At 62.5% G+C, this 17,979-nt stretch carries 17 protein-coding genes, 1 tRNA gene and 1 riboswitch; of the genes, 10 read left to right on the forward strand and 8 right to left on the reverse strand.

Translation table 11 applies throughout. From position 1 onward, the window contains the following. Window positions 1–17: 17 nt before the first annotated feature. Window positions 18–140, reverse strand: a riboswitch (TPP riboswitch). 75 nt (window positions 141–215) lie between these two features. Then, a complete protein-coding gene (locus ACIP6G_RS03675) occupies window positions 216–467 on the forward strand; it encodes a DUF4235 domain-containing protein (protein WP_286134132.1) in 252 nt (83 codons plus the stop codon). A gap of 56 nt (window positions 468–523) precedes the next feature. Here the strand turns inward: ACIP6G_RS03675 and mnhG are convergent, their stop codons facing one another. From mnhG to ACIP6G_RS03705, 6 genes are read right to left on the reverse strand one after another with little or no spacing between them, the layout of a single operon-like run. After that, window positions 524–928, reverse strand: a complete 405-nt coding sequence (gene mnhG, locus ACIP6G_RS03680; protein ID WP_400288680.1) for a monovalent cation/H(+) antiporter subunit G — start codon at window positions 926–928, stop codon at window positions 524–526. Continuing rightward, window positions 928–1,194 carry a monovalent cation/H+ antiporter complex subunit F gene (locus tag ACIP6G_RS03685; RefSeq protein WP_105657014.1) on the reverse strand — a complete coding sequence of 89 codons (267 nt, stop codon included), beginning with the start codon at window positions 1,192–1,194 and terminating at the stop codon, window positions 928–930. Before ACIP6G_RS03685 ends, mnhG begins: the two co-directional genes overlap by 1 nt. A gap of 1 nt (window position 1,195) precedes the next feature. Beyond that, entirely contained in the window at window positions 1,196–1,825 is a 630-nt protein-coding gene (locus ACIP6G_RS03690) for a Na+/H+ antiporter subunit E (RefSeq protein WP_400288682.1), read from the reverse strand. A gap of 8 nt (window positions 1,826–1,833) precedes the next feature. After that, complete coding sequence (locus ACIP6G_RS03695) at window positions 1,834–3,435, reverse strand: Na+/H+ antiporter subunit D (RefSeq protein ID WP_105657016.1); 1,602 nt, start codon at window positions 3,433–3,435, stop codon at window positions 1,834–1,836. Beyond that, window positions 3,432–3,881, reverse strand: coding sequence for a Na(+)/H(+) antiporter subunit C (locus tag ACIP6G_RS03700; protein ID WP_105657017.1), 450 nt, complete (start codon window positions 3,879–3,881; stop codon window positions 3,432–3,434). The genes ACIP6G_RS03695 and ACIP6G_RS03700 overlap by 4 nt, the downstream gene beginning before the upstream one ends. Further along, complete coding sequence (locus tag ACIP6G_RS03705; RefSeq protein ID WP_400288685.1) at window positions 3,878–6,847, reverse strand: Na+/H+ antiporter subunit A; 2,970 nt, start codon at window positions 6,845–6,847, stop codon at window positions 3,878–3,880. Before ACIP6G_RS03705 ends, ACIP6G_RS03700 begins: the two co-directional genes overlap by 4 nt. Window positions 6,848–7,073: 226 nt before the next feature. Here ACIP6G_RS03705 and ACIP6G_RS03710 point away from each other — a divergent pair, with 226 nt between their 5' ends. After that, window positions 7,074–8,396 carry an MFS transporter gene (locus tag ACIP6G_RS03710; RefSeq protein WP_400288687.1) on the forward strand — a complete coding sequence of 441 codons (1,323 nt, stop codon included), beginning with the start codon at window positions 7,074–7,076 and terminating at the stop codon, window positions 8,394–8,396. Window positions 8,397–8,476: 80 nt separating this feature from the next. Here the strand turns inward: ACIP6G_RS03710 and dcd are convergent, their stop codons facing one another. Further along, window positions 8,477–9,058 carry a dCTP deaminase gene (dcd, locus tag ACIP6G_RS03715; protein WP_013349886.1) on the reverse strand — a complete coding sequence of 194 codons (582 nt, stop codon included), beginning with the start codon at window positions 9,056–9,058 and terminating at the stop codon, window positions 8,477–8,479. Between the two features lie 189 nt (window positions 9,059–9,247). On the opposite strand from dcd, the gene ACIP6G_RS03720 reads away from it, so the two are divergent. Then, the gene (locus ACIP6G_RS03720) at window positions 9,248–10,108 is read left to right on the forward strand and encodes a M15 family metallopeptidase (protein WP_181148811.1); all 861 of its coding nucleotides are present in this window, start codon (window positions 9,248–9,250) and stop codon (window positions 10,106–10,108) included. Window positions 10,109–10,533: 425 nt separating this feature from the next. Here the strand turns inward: ACIP6G_RS03720 and ACIP6G_RS03725 are convergent, their stop codons facing one another. Next, window positions 10,534–12,240 (reverse strand): fumarate hydratase, encoded by a 1,707-nt coding sequence (locus ACIP6G_RS03725; protein ID WP_332485900.1) that lies wholly within the window; start codon window positions 12,238–12,240, stop codon window positions 10,534–10,536. A 111-nt stretch (window positions 12,241–12,351) separates the two neighbouring features. Here ACIP6G_RS03725 and ACIP6G_RS03730 point away from each other — a divergent pair, with 111 nt between their 5' ends. The 7 genes from ACIP6G_RS03730 (at window position 12,352) to ACIP6G_RS03760 (ending at window position 17,974) form a co-directional block, all read left to right on the forward strand. Then, a complete protein-coding gene (locus ACIP6G_RS03730; protein ID WP_332485899.1) occupies window positions 12,352–12,837 on the forward strand; it encodes an SseB family protein in 486 nt (161 codons plus the stop codon). Between the two features lie 105 nt (window positions 12,838–12,942). After that, window positions 12,943–13,013: transfer RNA gene (locus tag ACIP6G_RS03735), tRNA-Gly, on the forward strand. A gap of 69 nt (window positions 13,014–13,082) precedes the next feature. Further along, a complete protein-coding gene (locus ACIP6G_RS03740; protein WP_365943176.1) occupies window positions 13,083–14,012 on the forward strand; it encodes an AEC family transporter in 930 nt (309 codons plus the stop codon). 87 nt (window positions 14,013–14,099) lie between these two features. Next, a complete protein-coding gene (locus ACIP6G_RS03745; protein ID WP_365943175.1) occupies window positions 14,100–14,927 on the forward strand; it encodes an amino acid ABC transporter substrate-binding protein in 828 nt (275 codons plus the stop codon). Between the two features lie 73 nt (window positions 14,928–15,000). Further along, complete coding sequence (locus tag ACIP6G_RS03750) at window positions 15,001–15,666, forward strand: amino acid ABC transporter permease (protein WP_105657025.1); 666 nt, start codon at window positions 15,001–15,003, stop codon at window positions 15,664–15,666. Then, entirely contained in the window at window positions 15,653–16,420 is a 768-nt protein-coding gene (locus tag ACIP6G_RS03755) for an amino acid ABC transporter ATP-binding protein (protein ID WP_365943174.1), read from the forward strand. The genes ACIP6G_RS03750 and ACIP6G_RS03755 overlap by 14 nt, the downstream gene beginning before the upstream one ends. Before the next feature lie 18 nt (window positions 16,421–16,438). Next, window positions 16,439–17,974, forward strand: coding sequence for a helicase HerA-like domain-containing protein (locus tag ACIP6G_RS03760; RefSeq protein ID WP_365943173.1), 1,536 nt, complete (start codon window positions 16,439–16,441; stop codon window positions 17,972–17,974). Window positions 17,975–17,979: the final 5 nt, after the last annotated feature.

The raw sequence follows: 17,979 nt of genomic DNA on the forward strand, positions 1-17,979 counted from the left end.
ACTGCCGCGCCTATCCGCATCCGAGATGCTCGACTTCCTTCGCCGGTACTAGCCGGGGCAGGTTCGAGGGTCTGCGATCTATCGCACTCTCAGCGTCTTGCGACTTTTTTTAAAAGTCTGACGCTCCCCTGTCGGAATAATTACTGCTCCCCCACCATACCGCAGGTATGCTGGGCAGAGGAACGATATGTCAAGAGCTTGATCGCGAGGAAAAAATGGATAAAGTGCAGAAACTTGCCACTACCGGTATCACCGTTGGCGCTGGCATGCTCGGCGGCAAGCTGGTTGATTTCCTTTGGTTGAAGGCAACCGGCAGCAAAGCACCACGCAAGGGCACTGAGGAAGCAGCGGAAGCTTCTTTCCGCCGTGCCTTGGGCTTCGCAGTCGTTTCGGCCCTGGTCGCAGCAATCCTGCAGACCGTGGCTGATCGCAGCGCCAACAAGGTTGTTGCCAAGTTCACCAAGTAAGCTTCGGCGTTGAGCCAAAAGCGGGAGCCGCCCAGAGGGGCGGCTCCCGCTTTTTCTCAATCTTGTTCGTCTGGCGATCCGGTCTTGGAAACCGGGGTGGTTCCGGTCGGCGGTGTTCCGTTGACCTTGTTGACCACGTGGCTCAGCTCATCGGAGAACAGGGTTTCCTTGGCAGCGTGCTTGGTCCGGTAGCCGGAACGGCCAATCATGTGGGCCGAAACCGGTGCGGTCAATAGCTGCATTCCCCAGGCCAGCACGAGTACCGGGACCACAGCCCAGCTGCGCAGGTAAATGGCCAGCCCAGCGAAAATCAGCAGGAAACCGAGCACCTGCGGTTTGGTCGCTGCATGCATGCGGGTGAGCATGTCCGGGAAGGTCAGCAAGCCGATGCCCGCGATCAATGACATCAGGCAGCCAAGGATCAGCAGGACGGCAACGAGGACATCGAGGAAGAGTTCCATTAGGCGTTCCTCTGATCCGAAACGAAGCGAGAGACGGTCACCGAACCGATGAATCCGAGCATGCAGGCGGCCACGACGAACAGCAAGTAGTCGGTGTGCTTGTGCAGCACCATTTCCAGGCACAGCGCGGCGGAGATGATCAGCAGCATCACGTCCAGGGCCAGCACCCGGTCAAGGATTGACGGCCCCTTGGCAACACGGACCAGGCAAGCGACAGCACCGAGCCCGAGCATGATGCCGCAGATCCAAATGACGATATCCAGCATGTTACCCCTTCCTCGCATCAAAGTTCGGTCCGCATTCGCTCTTGATCGCTTCGTACTCGTCTCGGCTGCCAATAGCCATGATCAGCCGGCGTTCGATGTCCCGGATGCCGGCACGCGCCTTCTCCACGTCCGCAGGCGACTCGATATCGACGTAGTGCAGGTACAGCGTCGACGAGCTGCGGTCCACGTCGATCACGAAGGAGCCCGGGATCAGCGTGAGCACGTGGCCCACGGTCATCACGATCAGGTCCGAGTCGGTGCGCAGCGGGACCGCAATGACCGCGCTGCGGGTGCGCTTCCCGCGGACCAGCGCCAGCCAGGCCACGTGGACGCTGGCCGCGAAGACCTGTCCGAGGAACCAGATGAACAGCTTCAGGCAGTACCAGGCATTGATCCGGCCCGAAAGGACCACCGGCGGCAGCGGGAACAGGTTCACGATCAGCAGCGCGATGATCACGCCGAAGACCATGTTCCCCAGGGAGAAGTCCTGCCAGAGAGCACCCCAGACGAAGAGCAGCAGCAGAAGCAGCGGCCATTCCTGCTTGAGTGTCGCGCGGTGGCGCACACCGGAGGTATCCAGCGCATCGTCAATGCGCTGGTCACGCGGTTCAAAGTTCTTATTCGGCATCATCCCTCCAATCAGAATGGCAAGATCGAGCTGATATACGGTTCGCGGGCGATCAGTTCCGCAGCCACCCGCTCGCAGAATTCGAAGATCGGCCCGGCAAAGACGGTCAGGGCGATGCCCGCAAGCACCAGCGAACCGGTGGCGTAGCGCATGCCCCACGGCAAGGAGTCGGCTTCCAGCTGCTTGGCCAGTTTCAACCCCAAGCGGGGGTTCTGCGCGCCGCCGGCCAACGTCTCGTCGGCGACCTGCGTCGCTTCGGCCACCAGGTCCTGGTTGGGCACCTCGGCATCAGCGGCACGGCGCCAGAACACACGGGCCCACACGCGGATGATCGCCATCAAGGTCAGCAGGCTGGTCAGCAATCCGGCGCCGATCACGACCCAGGTCAGCGGATCGGCATCCTGCGCGGCCGCATGCAATAGCCCGAATTTGCCCAGGAATCCGGAGAACGGCGGGATGCCGCCCAGATTGATGGCCGGGATGAAGAAGAGCAGGGCCAATGCCGGGGAAAGCTTGGCCAGCGAGCCGAGCCGGGTGACATTCGAGCTGCCGGCACGGCGTTCGATCAGTCCCGCCACCATGAACAGCGAAGTCTGCACGATGATGTGGTGGCCCACGTAGTAGATGGTCGCGGCGATGGCCAGCGGCCCGCCCACGGCCACGCCGAAGATCAGGTAGCCGATGTGGCTGGTGAGCGTGAAGGAAAGCATGCGCTTGAAGTCCGTCTGCGCCAGTGCACCGAGGATACCGATGACCATGGTCAGCGCGGCCACCACCAGCAGTCCGGCATTGACCGAGCCGCCCGGGAAGAGCAGGGTTTCGGTGCGGACGATCGCGTAGACGCCCACCTTGGTCAGCAACCCGGCGAACACCGCGGTCACCGGGGCCGGTGCGGTCGGGTAGGAGTCCGGCAGCCACAGGGACAGCGGGAAGACCGCGGCCTTGATGCCGAAAGCGATCAGCAGCAGCACATGCAAGATCAGCTGCGGGCCCTGGCCCAGTTCGGGCAGCTTCACCGCCAGGTCAGCCATGTTCACCGTGCCCGTGGCCGCATAGGTCATCGCGATGGCCATCAGGAAGATCACCGAGGAAACCACGGAAACCACCACATAGGTGGTACCGGCGCGGATGCGCTCGGCGGTACCGCCCAAGGTCAGCAGCACGTAGCTGGCGGTGAGCAGGATTTCGAATCCGACGTACAGGTTGAAAAGGTCAGCGGCCAGGAAGGCGTTGGACACTCCGGCCAGCAGGATCAGGTACGCCGGGTGGAATATCGACACCGGTCCGGGCTCGTCCCCGTCGGCCAGGCCCTGGCTGGTGGCGAAGAGCAGCACAGCCAGCGAGACGACGGTGGAGACCAGCAGCATGAAGGCGCTGAACCCGTCGACCATCAGGGCGATGCCGAAGGGCGACTCCCAGCCGCCAATATGGATGGCATAGCTTTCCCCGCCCCATACGGCGGCGAGCATTCCCGCTTCGAGCACCAGGGTCAGGCACAGGATGCCGATGGTGATCAGGCGCTGCAGGCGGACCTGGCGGCGGGCCAGGAAGGCTGCCCCGGCGCCGAAGATCGGCAGCACCACGGCCAAAGGGGCTAGATCCAGGAAATTCACTCTTCCCCCTCGCGCACTGGGCGTCCTTCTTCATCGACGAATTCGGTCGTATCCTCGGCCACTGGCGAGTCTTCTTCCTCGTCGTAGGCGGTCTTCTGGGACACCTTGATATCTTCGGTGTCATCGGTGAGCTCATCAGCGCTGGTCAGGGTCCAGGACCGGTAGATCATCGCCAGCAGGAAGGCGGTCACCGCGAAGGTGATCACAATGGCGGTGAGGATCAGGGCCTGCGGCAGCGGGTCCGAGTACGAGTCGGCCGCCGCATCCGGCTTGAACAACGGCGCCGCGCCCTTGCGCCCGCCGCTGGTGAGGATCAGCAGGTTGATGCCGTTGCCCAGCAGCATGATGCCCAGCAGCACCCGGGTCAGGGTGCGTTCGAGCACCAGGTAGAAGCCGGCCGCCAGCAGCACGCCGGTGACTACCAGGAAGGTGATGTTCACGCTCATCGTCCAACTCCCGTCCGCGAGGCCTGGATCGCATCATGGCGATCCACTGGGCTGCGGCCTTCGGACAGCGAATCAATTTCACTGCCCAGCGAGCGCAGTACATCCTGCACGAGGCCCAGAACCACCAGGTACACTCCAATGTCGAAAATGGTCGAGGTGACGAACTTGTGGTCTCCGAAGAACCAGAATTCCACCGCGTACGTTGTGAAGATCTCGTCGCCCAGCAGCAGCGGCACGACCCCGGCCAGTCCAGCCAGGGCGATGCCCCCGCCGATCAGCATGCCCGGTGCGATGCGCATCGATTCGGACAACTCCACGCGGCCGCCGGCCAGATAGCGGATGGTCAGTGCCAGACCCGCGATCAACCCTCCGGCGAATCCGCCACCGGGGGTGTTGTGCCCGGTGAGCAGCGCATAGACGGACATGATCAGCACGGTGTGGAAGATCAATCGGGTGACGACTTCGAAAATGATCGAGCGGCGTTCAGCGACCAGGGTGCTGCCGGCCATCAGCCAGTCCTGGTTGGAGCTGCTGGCAAAGCGACGTGCAATGCGCAGCTCGGTTTCCTTCGATTCCTTGGTGCCGATCGCTTCGGAACCCGAATCGATGGTGCCCGGGGCGACTTCATGGGCGCGGACCCGGCTGCCGAAGCTGCGTCCGGCGAAGATCAGCGATGCCACACCGGTGGCCGCGGCGGCCAGCACGGTGATCTCCCCGAAGGTATCCCACACGCGCAGGTCCACCAGGGCCACGTTGACGATGTTCTTGCCGTAGCCCTCGTAGTAGGCCAGATCCGGCCAAGCCAGGGAAATGCGGGCCTCGTTGCGGGCGGCCATCATCGCGATGGCAATGTAGACGACCATCACGGCCAAGGCGATCGACAGGATGGCCCGGCCCCACTTGATCCGGGTCAGGCCCACCCACAGTCGCTTGGGCAGGGCGCGCAAGGCGAGCACGAAGGAAACCAGCACGATGGTTTCCACCAGCAGCTGGGTCAGCGCCAGGTCCGGGGCGCCTTGCAGGGCGAAGATCGCGACCATGCCGTAGCCGGTCACCGAAACCATCAGCACCGCCATGAAACGCTTCGGCGCGGTAATGGAGACCACCGCACCGGCGATGATCACCGCACCGATCAGCAGCTGGGCCGGGTGGTCGGCGATGATCCAGTTCGTTGGCCACGGGGTGTAGACGGTCAGCGCGATGGCCAGCGGGATCACCAGCACCACGACCAGGATGACGCCCAGGTAGAAGGAGAGCGAACCACGCTGGGTGCGACCGGTGATCCAGATGGCCACCTTGTCCAGCACGTTCACCGACATGCGGTAGATTTCCTCGGCCGAGGTGACCATGCGGCGCAGCGGTGCGCCGGTGTCGGTGCGGTGACGCAGCCAGAAGAAGCACAGGCCCAAGCCCACCGAAATGGCGCTCAGTCCCAGTGCCGCGTTGAAGCCGGCAAATGGCAGCAGGTGCATTTTGCCCGGTCCGCCCTGCGCGGCCGACCAGTGGATGGCCAGCGGCTCCACCAGCTGCGGGTACAGGCCCAGGAACAGCGTCGCTGCCGAAAGAACCAGCAAGGGCGCCAGGAAGATCAGTGTCGGGGCCTTGCACTGCAATGCAGGCAACTTCTTTTTCTTCACGCCGAAAGCCCCGAAGAAGAAGCGCAGCGAGTAGGCCATGGTCAGCGCCGCACCCATCAGGATGCCGACGAGCGCGGCCATCCCCCAGCCGGTTTCCAGGTGCAGGGCCGATTCGTAGACCGCTTCCTTGGCAACGAAGCCGAACAGCAGCGGCACGCCGGCCATGGACGCCGCGGCGATGCCGGTGGTCGTGGCCAGGATCGGCATGGCACGGCGCAAGCCGCTGAGCTTGCGGATATCGCGGGTACCGGTGTTGTGGTCGATGATGCCCACGCTCAGGAACAGCGTCGCCTTGAACAGGCCGTGGGCCAGCGTCATGGCCAGTGCGGCAAAAGCCGCTTCGGGGGTGCCGAAGCCGAAGACCGCGATGATGAAGCCCAGCTGGGAGACCGTGCCGAAGGCCAGGATCAGCTTCAGGTCGTATTGCTTGAGCGCCCGGTAACCGCCGATGAGCATGGTGAGAATACCTATGCCTACGGTCATGGGGACCCACAGGGTGGTCTCGGCGAAGCCCGGGGCCAGGCGGGCGATCAGGTAGACGCCGGCCTTGACCATGGCTGCCGCGTGCAGGTACGCGGACACCGGAGTCGGAGCGGCCATCGCGCCGGGCAGCCAGAAGTGGAAAGGCACCAGGGCCGATTTGGAGATCGCCCCGACAATAATCAGCGCCACCGCAACATCGGTGAAGGCCCCCAAGGCCACCAGTTCATCGGCCGATGCCATGATCTCCGAGAGCTGGTAGCTGCCGGCCGCCGCGCCGAGCATCAAGATGCCGGCGAGCATCACGAGTCCGCCAAGGGTCGTGATGATCAGGGCGTTCATGGCTGAACGGCGCGCGGTGATCAGGGCCTGGCTGAAACCGATGAGCAGGTAGGAAAGCACGCTGGTGATTTCCCAGAAGATGAACATGATGATGATGTCATCGGCCGTGACCAAGCCGGTCATGGCTCCGGCGAAAGCGACCATCTTCGCCGCGAAGCTGCCGATCTGCGGATCATCATTCTTGAAATAGCGGGCGCAATAGAACAGCACCAGCGCGCCCACGCCGAGGATCAGCAGCAAGATTGTCGCGGCCAAAGAATCCATGCGGAAATTCAGGGCGATATTCAGCCCGGGAATCCATTCCATTTGAACCGATGGCGGCGCATTTGGCGCACCATTGGCCAGGGAATTATCGGCAGAAAGCACCGCCGGCATGCGGGTCAGCAACCAGATGAATCCCACTGCGGGCACGGCCGCCACAACGTAAAAACCGTTTCGTTTCAAGGCCCGGAATATTAATGGGCATAAAACAGCGGTGGCAAACAGCGCAGTGAGAATTATTAGCACGCTTTTCCTCTGTCGGCTGGTGGTGGGCAGAGTATCCAGAGCACTTCGAAAAGCGCCTGCATCTGTAATTTTATCAGCCGTGACCTGCCTGCAATCGCACGAATGTGCCCTTTAAGGAATATTCCCTGCGTTTTCCGCGACCAGCTGATTTTCCAAGCTAGCCGCTATTCTCCAAAAGGTCGTTCCTATTCATCGCCTGATTACCTGTTGCAGGTACGATGCCAGCATGGGAATCAATCAGGTCGAACCGTCGGCGATTCGTGAAAAGTGGCTTAATAAGTACACCTGGGCGTGGGCCAGCTGGGATTGGGGACAAGCCGCGATCAACGCTGTCATGATCACTTTCGTGTTCACCGTGTATCTGACCAGCGAGCTATTCGGCGACACCGACCATGCGTCGCTGGTCCTCTCGCAGGCATTGGCCATCGGCGGCCTGGCCATCGCCCTGCTGGTGCCCGTCACCGGGCTTCGCGCCGATGTTGCCGGGCGGCGCAAGCTGTGGATCGTGGTCAACACGCTGGTTCTCGTCGCCATCTGCGCGGCCTGCTTCTTCGTCTACCCCGACCCTTCCTACCTCTGGTTCGGCGCGATCCTGGTCGCGGCCATGTCGGTCTTCGGCGAATTCGCCGGCGTGAACTACAACGCGGTGCTGAACCAGATTTCCACCAAGGCAACGGTCGGCAAGGTCTCCGGTTTCGGCTGGGGCATGGGCTACGTCGGCGGAATCCTCGCCCTCGCCCTGGTGCTCTTCCTGTTCGTGCAGCCAATCATGGACTGGCCAGGTGCCAGCACCGAAGAATCGTTGAACTTGCGCTGGGTGGCAGTGTTCTCTGCCGCTTGGTGCTTGCTCTTCGCGCTGCCGCTGTTCTTCGTGATCCCCGAAGCGCCACCGAGCACCTCGAAGAAAATCCCGCTGATGCTTACCTACAAGGTGCTGTTCAACAACATCAGGGAACTGTGGTGCAGCGACCGCAACCTGCTCTTCTTCCTCTGCTCCTCAGCCGTCTTCCGCGACGGGCTGGCCGCCATCTTCACCTTCGGCGGCGTCATTGCCGCGGGCACCTTCGGTTTCGAACTGACCGAAGTGATCATCTTCGCGATCGTCGGCAACGTCGTTGCGGCCCTGGGCGCGGTGCTTGGCGGCCGCATCGATGACGTGGCGGGCCCGAAGGCGGTCATTGTCGGTTCGCTAGTCGGCCTGCTGGTTGCCGGCGCCGGAGTCTTCTTCTCCCCCGAAGCCGCGGGCTTCTGGATCTTCGGCCTGCTGCTGTGCTTGTTCGTCGGACCGGCACAGGCAGCTTCCCGTTCCTACCTCTCGCGCTTGATTCCCGAAGGACGCGAAGGAGAGCTCTTCGGGTTGTACGCGACCACCGGTCGCGCCGTGTCCTTCCTGGCACCGGCGCTGTTTGCCGGGGCCATCGCCATCGCTACCCCGCTGGTGGCATCCGGCCAAGCCCAGCGTTACGGCATCCTGGGCATCCTGGTGGTCTTGGCGCTCGGCCTGCTCCTGCTCCTGCCAATCCGGTCGCCCAAGAAGGTCACCGCGTAGCTTCCAGCCGCAAACGGCGCTGGCCCCCAACAAGTGTTGGGGGCCAGCTCCGTTTGCGGGATCCTGAGCGGTACTGCCGCTTAGTTCTCGATGATGGTCCGGTGGAAGTTCAGGTGGCTGCGCGAAGCCGTGGGGCCACGCTGGCCCTGGTAGCGGTTGCCGTAGGGTCCCGAACCGTATGGATGCTCGGTGTCCGACGTCAGCTTGAAGAAGCACAGCTGGCCGATCTTCGATCCCGGCCACAGCTTAATGGGCAAAGTAGCCATGTTGGACAGTTCCAAGGTCACGTGGCCGGAGAACCCTGGATCGATGAACCCTGCGGTGGAGTGGGTCAGCAGGCCAAGGCGGCCCAAGGAGCTCTTGCCTTCCAGCCGCGCGGCCACGCCGTGGCCCAAGGTCACCACTTCGTAGGTCGAGCCGAGCACGAATTCGCCCGGGTGCAGGATGAATGGCTCATCGGGGTCGACCTCGACCAGGCGCGTCAGTTCATCTTGCTCCACCGAAGGATCGATGTGCGCATACTTGTGGTTATCGAAAAGCCGGAAGAACCGGTCAAGTCGAACATCCACGGATGCGGGCTGGACCATCTGCGGGTCAAAGGGCTCTAGCCCAATCTCACCGGACGCTATTTCTCGACGAATGTCACCATCTGAATACAACACGCGTATAAATTTATCCTGACTTTCCCCGGCAGCCGAACTATTAGGCCAATTATGTACAGTGAGTCGAGATCACTGGCCGCATCCTGTTCACCAGCTGGTCGCAGATTTCCCACCAATTACCCAGCGTTTCCAGCTATCGTTAAGGTGGGATTTCCCATCATCGCTCCGCAACTCAAGGGTTTATTCAACATGCGCCTAGCCTCCGCGCTGACTGGCACCGTACTCGCATCGGCATTGCTGCTCTCCGGCACCGCCGCACTCGCTGCGCCGGCCGAGGATCTGCCTGCTGTCCAGAGCTCGCAGCTGTCGAAGGCATCGAGCCCCTTGGCCTTGATCAACCCCACCACGAAGCTTTCGCCGGAGGACTACGTTCCCGGCAAGCTCGTTGGTGTTGCCGGCAGCTCGATGACCCTGCGTCCTGAGGCGGCAGAGGCCGTTGAAGCGTTCATTGCTGATGCGCGCGCTGCCGGCCATTCGATCAAGCTGCTGAGCGCATACCGTTCGTACCAGCGCCAGGCGGTCTTGTTCAACCAGTACCAAGCCAAGTACGGCACCGCTTATGCCGAACGGATTTCTGCGCGCCCCGGAACCAGCGAGCACCAGCTTGGTTTGGCGGCAGACCTGGGCTACACCGATAGCCGCGCCGAATTGAAAGCCGAATTCGGCCAGACCCCGGCTGGCCTGTGGATTGCCGAGCACGCGGCGGAATACGGCCTGATCATCCGCTACCCCCAGGGCAAGGAAGAGATCACCGGCTACAAGTACGAGCCGTGGCATGTGCGCTATGTCGGCGTCGAGCATGCCGAAGCGATGCTTGCTTCCGGAGCGGAAACTTTCGAAGAGTACCACCAGATGCTGGCTGCCTCGATAGCGGAGGCCGAGCAAAGCGAAGCAAAGGCAGCTATCGAGAAAGAACCCGCGAAAGCCAAAGACGAAGAGCCGCAGGAAAAATCCAAGAAGGCGGGCGAAGATGTGGTCGTGGACGAGGACTTGATGGTCCTGCGTTTCCTTCCGCCGTACCGCGACTGGGGCTTCGGCTTCACGCAGTAGTCCGGTCTGGAACAGGCCGCTGCCAGCTCCACTAGAACCGCCGGAACCACGAACATTGTTGCTGCGAGTCGCCATTTCGCGGCTCTGCCCGAATCCGCTGGGCGTTGGGCGGTGCCCGAATCAGGGTGCAGCGGGGCATCCAGTACTAGCGTCCAATATTAACTAGTGCCCGGGACGCGAAGCAGCAAGTTCACACGAAGTAGCCTCGTCAGCACCCTGCCCCTCTGAGCTTCGCGCAAGGGGCTTCCCTTTTGCGGGAGCATCCTGGAATCTGCCCTCCGCACCGCGAGCAATCCCGGGAACGGTTTTCCAGGTTGCGTGGCGCCAGGTGGCATGAAAATGCTCCCCAAAAGTTGCTGGCTTCTACAGTCCAAATTTTGGGGAGCAGTTCATGGCAGGTGGTTCCTGCCCAGAGCGCTGGAGAATTACTTCGCGCGCACCGGAATGCCGGTGAAGGTCGGCTTCAAGGTCTCGGCGAAGAAGTCCTCGCCCTTGTCATCGACAACGATGAAGGCCGGGAAGTCCTCGACCTCGATCTTCCAGATCGCTTCCATGCCCAGTTCCTCGTATTCGAGCACCTCGACCTTCTTGATGCAATCCTGGGCCAGGCGTGCCGCCGGGCCGCCGATGGAACCAAGGTAGAAGCCGCCGTGGGTGTTGCATGCGTCGGTGACCTGCTTGGAGCGGTTGCCCTTGGCCAGCATGACCATCGAGCCGCCGGCAGCCTGGAACTGGTCCACGTAGGAGTCCATGCGGCCTGCGGTGGTCGGGCCGAAGGAACCCGAAGGCATGCCTTCAGGGGTCTTGGCAGGACCTGCGTAGTAGACCGGGTGGTCCTTGAGGTACTGCGGCATTTCCTCGCCAGCGTCCAAGCGTTCCTTGACCTTGGCGTGTGCGATATCGCGGGCCACAACCAATGGACCGGACAGCGACAAGCGGGTCTTGACCGGGAACTTGGTCAGTTCGGCCAGGATTTCGCTCATCGGCTTGTTCAGGTCGATCTTGACCACCGAAGAGCCACCGGTGCCGGTGACGCCATCGGTCTCGTCGTCGTGCGCGGCCAGGGCCGGGTGGTCCTCCGCCGGCATGAAGCGGGCTGGATCGGTTTCCAGCTGCTCGACGAACAGTCCCTCTTCGGTGACCTTGGCCAGCATCTGGCGGTCAGCCGAGCAGGATACTGCGATGGCCACCGGCAGCGAGGCGCCGTGGCGAGGCAGGCGCACCACGCGCACATCGTGGCAGAAGTACTTGCCGCCGAACTGCGCGCCAATGCCGAAGTGGCGGGTCAGCTCAAGGACCTTGTCTTCCAGCTCGGTGTCGCGGAAGCCGCGGCCGGTCATCGCGCCTTCGGTCGGCAGCGAATCCAGGTACTTGGCCGAACCGTACTTCGCGGTCTTCAACGCCATCTCGGCCGAGGTGCCGCCGATGACGATGGACAGGTGGTACGGAGGGCACGCGGCGGTGCCCAGCGAGCGCAGCTTCTCATCGAGGAACTTCAGCATCGAGTTCTCGTTGAGGATCGCCTTGGTCTCCTGGTACAGGAAGGACTTGTTGGCCGATCCGCCGCCCTTGGCCATGAACAGGAACTTGTAGCTGGTGTCAGCGCCGTCCTTGGTGTTCGCGTAGAGGTCGATCTGCGCCGGGAGGTTGTTGCCGGTGGCCTTCTCTTCCCAGGTGGTGATCGGAGCCAGCTGCGAGTAGCGCAGGTTCAGGCGGGTGTAGGCGTTGTAGATGCCGCGCGAGAGCGAGATCTCGTCCTGCTCTTCGGTCAGCACGCGCTGGCCGCGCTTGCCCATGACGATCGCGGTACCGGTGTCCTGGCACATCGGCAGGATGCCGCCGGCGGCGATGTTGGCGTTCTTCAGCAGGTCCAGGGCGACGAACTTGTCGTTCGGGCTGGCATCCTCGTCGTCGAGGATATTGCGCAGCTGCTGCAGGTGGGCCGGGCGAAGGTAGTGCGAGATGTCGTGCAGCGCGGTCTCGGCCAGCTGCTCCAGTGCCTGCGGCGCGACCTTCAGGAAGTTCTTTCCATCCGGGCCGGCGACAACTTCGACACCTTCGGAGGAAATCTTGCGGTACGGGGTGGTATCTTCGCCAATTGGCAGAAGATCCTCGTAACGGAATTCAGGCATGCTCAGTCCTTGATTCAATCGTGTGTGCTCATCTGCCATTTTAGGCCTTTACCCCGAATTAACCGCATTCGGCGTTTGCACCTGGGGGTTTATCGCGACATGCTGTAGTACATGAGCAACGAGAACACCTCCGCCGCCGCTGAAGGCCAAGAACCAGACCAGGTCCCGGATGCGATCATCGAAACGCCAATGGACAAGCAGCGGGCACAGCCCAAGACGCATTTCGAAATGATGCTGCAGGCCGGGCTCAATAAACCTGAGCTGTCCGGCTCGGTCATCGGCGCTTTCATGAGCGCCGAGGTGTATTTCCTCTCCCGTGACGAGGTCACCGGCGAGAACAAGAATGCCCAGCCGATGATGCTGACCAACCCTTCCGGCGAGGCCGTGGTTGCGGTCTTCACCACCTTGGAGCGCATCCCCTCCTCGTACATCGACATGGCGCCCTACGGCGTGAAGGTCCAGGGCGCCACCGTGGTGCGCGCATTGGACAATACCGGCTTCGTGGTGAACCCCGGCGACGAGCTCAGCTTCGAGGTCCCGGCCGATGGGGTGGCGATCCTGCGCGAGCAGTTGCTCAACGAGAAGCCCTCCGAATAGGCATTGCGTAACTTTGGCCACGATTTTCCGTGCCGTTTTCCGGTGCGCGGGATTCGTGGGATATGCTTTTGATGCCCGGGCCGTCAATAGGCCGCTCGGTGCACTGCGGGCGTAGCTCAATGGTAGAGCGCTAGCTTCCCAAGCTCGATACGCGGGTTCGATTCCCGTCGCCCGCTCAAGCGAACGCCGGGGCACCAATGGTGCTCCGGCGTTGTTGGTCTGCTGATAGCCAGCGAAGGAGCACGATGACCGGAGTCCTCGAAGGCTTCTCCATCATTTGGGTTGTCATTCTCGTCGGCTACTTGGTGGGCCGCACCGGGGTGCTGGGCGAGCAAGGCCGCCATGTGCTCAGCCGGGTCACCTTCTTCGTGGCCAGCCCCGCCCTGCTGTTCACCACCCTGGCCGAGTCCGATCCGGTTTCCGTGCTCGGGCCGCTGCTCTGGGTTGCCTCCCTGTCCGCGGCGCTGACCGCGGTGCTCTACTACCTGGCAACGGCCCGGATGCTCAAGCGCCCGGCCTCGGAAAACATCATCGCGGCAATGTCCGCCTCCACGGTGAACTCCGCCAACTTGGGCCTGCCCATCGCGTTGTACGTGCTCGGCGACATGTCCTACGCGGCCCCGATCATCCTCTTCCAGCTGGCCCTCTACCAGCCGATCAATCTGGCGATGCTGGATGCCACCACCTCGCGGCACCGCACCACCCCGATCGCTTTGCTGCTGGCCACCGCGAAGAACCCGATGATCATCGGGTCGCTGCTCGGCTTGGCCGTCGCGCTGACCGGCATCGAATTGCCCTCCATCGTGCTCGAACCGATCGACCTGATTGCCGGCGCCTCGATTCCCGCCATGCTTATGGCTTTCGGCATCTCCTTGGTGGGTTCCAAGCCGCTGGAAAAGAAGTCGGGCCGCCGCGCCGATGTGCTGATCGCCGCCGGAGCCAAGCTGCTGCTCCACCCGTTCCTGGCCTGGGCACTGGCCTACTGGGTATTCAATCTGCGTGGCGAGCTGCTGGTGGCGTCGGTCATCATGGCCGGCCTGCCAACTGCGCAGAACATTTTCGTGACGGCCATGCGCTATGACCACGGGGTGGTAATCGCGAAGGACACGGTCCTGGTCACCACCATCTGCGCGATCCCGCTGATGATGCTGCTGGCGATCGTCCTCGGAATTTAGCGTAACTTCCACCTGCAGGAATAAGCGATCATCACTAGAGTGTTCAGTAGGACAACAGCTTTTATCCACTCCCCTAGCGAGGTCACCATGAAGCGCACTGCACCACTGCTGGCTACTGCCGCAATTATCGCCCTGTCACTGAGCGCCTGCGGCTCGGCAGGCCCATCGACCTCCGCAAGCGAATCCGGTGGCGCCAAGTCCTCGGCGGACACCGGAGCCACCTTGAAGAAGGTCCAGGATTCGGGCGTGCTGACCGTGGGCACCGAAGGCACCTACCGCCCGTTCTCCTACCACGAGGGCAACGAGCTGACCGGCTACGACGTCGAGGTCATCGAAGCCGTCGGCGAGAAGATGGGCGTCGAGGTCAAGTTCCAGGAAACCCAGTGGGACGCGATCTTCGCCGGACTGGATGCCGGGCGTTTTGATGCCGTCGCCAACCAGGTCTCGATCAACCCGGAACGCGAAGAGAAGTACCTGTTCACCGAGCCTTACACCGTCTCCACCGGCGTGGTGGTGACCAAGAGCGATAACAGCGAGATCACCTCCTTCGAGACGTTGGAGGGCAAGACCACCGCGCAGTCGCTGACCAGCAACTTCTACGAGACCGCCAAGGCCGCCGGCGCGAACGTCGAGCCGGTGGAAGGCTGGGCCCAGTCGATCACCCTGCTCAAGCAGGGCCGTGTCGATGCCACCGTGAACGACAAGCTGACGTTCCTGGATGCGCAGAAGACCAACCCGGATGACAGCATCAAGATCGCTGCCGAATCCGAGGAGAAGAGCGAATCCGCTGTAGCCCTGCGCAAGGATTCCACTGAACTGGCCCAGGCCATTGACACCGCGCTCGAGGAGCTGCGCGCCGAGGGGGAACTGGCAAAGATCTCCGAGAAGTACTTCGGCGAAGACGTCAGCAAGTAGCAAACACTATAAGTAGACTGGCTCCACACGTAAGAACGCGTGGAGCCAGTCTCATTTGCGCAAAAGGTAGCCCATGGATTCGAAATGGCAGTTATTCCTCGACTCGCTCGGGCCGTTAGCCCTCGGGGCGATCACGGCAACCATTCCGCTGGCCCTGATCAGCATGGCCTTGGGCCTGGTCATCGCCTTGCTGATGGCGCTGATGCGGATCAGCAAGAACCGGGTCATCTCCTCGATTGCCCGGATCTACATCTCCATCATTCGCGGCACGCCGCTGCTGGTGCAGCTGTTCGTCATCTTCTACGGCATGCCTTCGGTGGGCCTGACCATCGACCCGTGGCCTAGTGCCATCATCGCCTTCAGCCTGAACATCGGCGGTTACGCCGCTGAAATCATTCGTGCCGCGATCCTCTCGGTCCCCCAGGGCCAATGGGAAGCCGGCTACACCCTGGGCATGTCGCGCACGCGCACCCTGTACCGGCTGATCTTGCCGCAGGCCACCCGGGTGGCTGTGCCGCCGCTGTCGAACTCCTTCATTTCCCTGGTCAAGGACACCTCGCTGGCCTCCACCATCCTGGTCACCGAAATGTTCCGCAAGGCCCAGGAAATCACGGCCTCCACCTACGAGTTCCTGCTGCTCTATTGCGAGGCCGCAGCCATCTACTGGGTCATCTGCCTGGTACTTTCGGCCCTGCAAAACTCTGTTGAAGGAAGGCTTGAAAAGTATGTCGCCAAGTAATTCCGCCCTGCTCTCCGTCACCGCCCTGCATAAGGCCTTCGGCGAGAACCAGGTGCTCGAAGGCATCGACTTCACCGTGCATTCCGGTGAAGTGCTGGCACTGATTGGCCCGTCGGGCTCTGGCAAGACCACCGCCCTGCGTTGCCTGAACGGCCTGGAAATCGCCGATGCCGGCACCGTCGGATTCGCCGGCGGGCCGGAAGTTTCCTTCAGCGCCGGGATGAAACCCAAGGCCGCACAGATCCTGCGCAAGCGTTCGGCGATGGTGTTCCAGGGACATCACCTGTTCCCCCATCTGACGGTGCTGCAGAACGTGAGCATCGGGCCGATCGAGGTGCAAAAGCGTCCCAAGGACCAGGTCCTGGCGCAGGCGAAGAAGCTGCTGGCCCGCGTGGGCCTTGAAGCCAAGGCCGACGCCTACCCGAACTCCCTGTCCGGCGGCCAGCAGCAGCGCGTGGGCATTGTCCGCGCGCTGATGCAGCAGCCGGATCTGCTGCTCTTCGACGAACCCACCAGCGCACTGGATCCGGAGCTGGTCGGCGAGGTGCTCACGGTCATCAAGGAATTGGCCCAAGAGGGCTGGTCCATGGTGCTGGTGACCCACGAGCTGGCTTTCGCCCGGGATGTGGCCGACACCGTGGTGTTCATGGATGGCGGGGTGGTCGTGGAGTCCGGTCCGGCGGCCCAGGTGCTCGGCACGCCTGCCAACCCCCGCACCCAAACTTTCGTCCAGCGTCTGTTGCACCCGTTCTAAAAGCAATAGAGTGAAGCCATGACCCAGGAAACGAATACTTTGCTGACCAGCCTCGTTGAGGGCTACGACTTCGAATCCGATTGCTTGGAGCTCGGGGCTGCACTGATCGGCGGCAAAGCCGAGCCAACCGCGCAGGTCCGCCTTCCGTTGAAAATGCTCAACCGCCACGGCCTGATCGCTGGTGCCACCGGCACCGGCAAGACCGTCACCTTGCAGACCATGGCAGAACAGCTCTCCGTGGCCGGGGTTCCGGTTTTCCTCGCCGATGTCAAAGGCGATCTGAGCGGCCTGGCGCAGCCTGCCGAACCGTCGGAGAAGCTCAGTGCCCGACTGGCCGAGCTCGGCCACGAATTCGTTGCGCGCACCAACCCGGTCGAGTTCCTCAGCCTGGGTGGCAATGGGCAGGGCGTCCCGGTACGCGCCAGCGTGGACGCCTTCGGCCCGATTTTGCTGGCCCGTGTCCTGGAACTGAACGAAACCCAGGAAGAATGCCTGCAGCTGATCTTCCATTACGCCGACTCCAATAAGCTGCCGCTGGATGACCTCAGCGACCTGAAAGCTGTCATCAGCTTCCTGCTCAGCGACGACGGCGCCCCGGCGCTAGCCGCCCTGGGCGGCGTCTCCTCATCCACCGCATCGGTGATCCTGCGCGGCATCACGATCATGCAGACCCAGGGACTGGACCAGTTCTTCGGGCAGCCGGAGTTCGATACCGCGGACTTCTTGCAGGTGCGCGACGGCGCCGGCGTCATCAACATCCTGGAACTGCCCTCGGTCAGCTCCCAGCCAATGCTTTTCTCCACGTTCCTCATGTGGCTCCTGGCCGACATGTTCGAGGACCTGCCAGAAGCCGGGGACCTGGAGAAGCCCAAGCTGGTGTTCTTCCTCGACGAGGCCCACCTGCTCTTCAAGGATGCGACCAAGGCCTTCACCGATGCGATCATCAACACCGTGCGCCTGATCCGCTCCAAGGGCGTGGGCCTGTTCTTCATCACCCAGTCCCCGACCGACCTGCCCGATGAGGTGCTCGGCCAGCTGGGTAACCGCATCCAGCATGCGGTGCGCGTGTTCACCGCCAAGGACCAGAGCGCGCTCAAGCAGATCATCAAGACCTTCCCAACCGGAGAGCTGGACCTGCAGGAGGCGCTGACCCAGGCCGGTGTCGGCGAGGCTGTGGTCACCGTGCTGGGCGAGCAAGGTGCACCGACCCCGGTAGCGTGGACCAAGATGTCCTCGCCGGGGTCCAACATCGGCCCGGCCTCACCTGAGGTGATGACCCAGGTCCGTGGCACTTCGACGCTGGCTGCGCAGTACAGCGCCGCAGTGGATCGTGATTCTGCCCGCGAAATGCTCGAGGCCAAAACCCAAGCCGCGGCGCCGGCGCCAGCGACTGCTCCCGAGCCGGCGAAGGAGCCACGACGGGAAAGCGCCCCACGCCAGAGCCAACCGCGCCAAGAAGGGAACCCGATGATGGACATGGCCATGGGGGCCGCCAAGGTGCTTGGCCGCGAGCTGATCCGCGGCTTCTTCGGCAACCGCAAGCGCCGCCGTTAGTAATA

It is taken from the genome of Glutamicibacter sp. NPDC088483 (assembly GCF_044753145.1).
Classification (GTDB): Bacteria; Actinomycetota; Actinomycetes; order Actinomycetales; family Micrococcaceae; genus Glutamicibacter.

Coding starts and splice junctions, on each gene's coding strand:
- ACIP6G_RS03675 (WP_286134132.1), top strand. CDS start 216: ATGGATAAAGTGCAGAAACTTGCCACTACCGGTATCACCGTTGGCGCT.
- mnhG (WP_400288680.1), bottom strand. CDS start 928: ATGGAACTCTTCCTCGATGTCCTCGTTGCCGTCCTGCTGATCCTTGGC.
- ACIP6G_RS03685 (WP_105657014.1), bottom strand. CDS start 1,194: ATGCTGGATATCGTCATTTGGATCTGCGGCATCATGCTCGGGCTCGGT.
- ACIP6G_RS03690 (WP_400288682.1), bottom strand. CDS start 1,825: ATGATGCCGAATAAGAACTTTGAACCGCGTGACCAGCGCATTGACGAT.
- ACIP6G_RS03700 (WP_105657017.1), bottom strand. CDS start 3,881: ATGAGCGTGAACATCACCTTCCTGGTAGTCACCGGCGTGCTGCTGGCG.
- ACIP6G_RS03710 (WP_400288687.1), top strand. CDS start 7,074: ATGGGAATCAATCAGGTCGAACCGTCGGCGATTCGTGAAAAGTGGCTT.
- ACIP6G_RS03720 (WP_181148811.1), top strand. CDS start 9,248: ATGCGCCTAGCCTCCGCGCTGACTGGCACCGTACTCGCATCGGCATTG.
- ACIP6G_RS03725 (WP_332485900.1), bottom strand. CDS start 12,240: ATGCCTGAATTCCGTTACGAGGATCTTCTGCCAATTGGCGAAGATACC.
- ACIP6G_RS03730 (WP_332485899.1), top strand. CDS start 12,352: ATGAGCAACGAGAACACCTCCGCCGCCGCTGAAGGCCAAGAACCAGAC.
- ACIP6G_RS03740 (WP_365943176.1), top strand. CDS start 13,083: ATGACCGGAGTCCTCGAAGGCTTCTCCATCATTTGGGTTGTCATTCTC.
- ACIP6G_RS03745 (WP_365943175.1), top strand. CDS start 14,100: ATGAAGCGCACTGCACCACTGCTGGCTACTGCCGCAATTATCGCCCTG.
- ACIP6G_RS03750 (WP_105657025.1), top strand. CDS start 15,001: ATGGATTCGAAATGGCAGTTATTCCTCGACTCGCTCGGGCCGTTAGCC.
- ACIP6G_RS03755 (WP_365943174.1), top strand. CDS start 15,653: ATGTCGCCAAGTAATTCCGCCCTGCTCTCCGTCACCGCCCTGCATAAG.
- ACIP6G_RS03760 (WP_365943173.1), top strand. CDS start 16,439: ATGACCCAGGAAACGAATACTTTGCTGACCAGCCTCGTTGAGGGCTAC.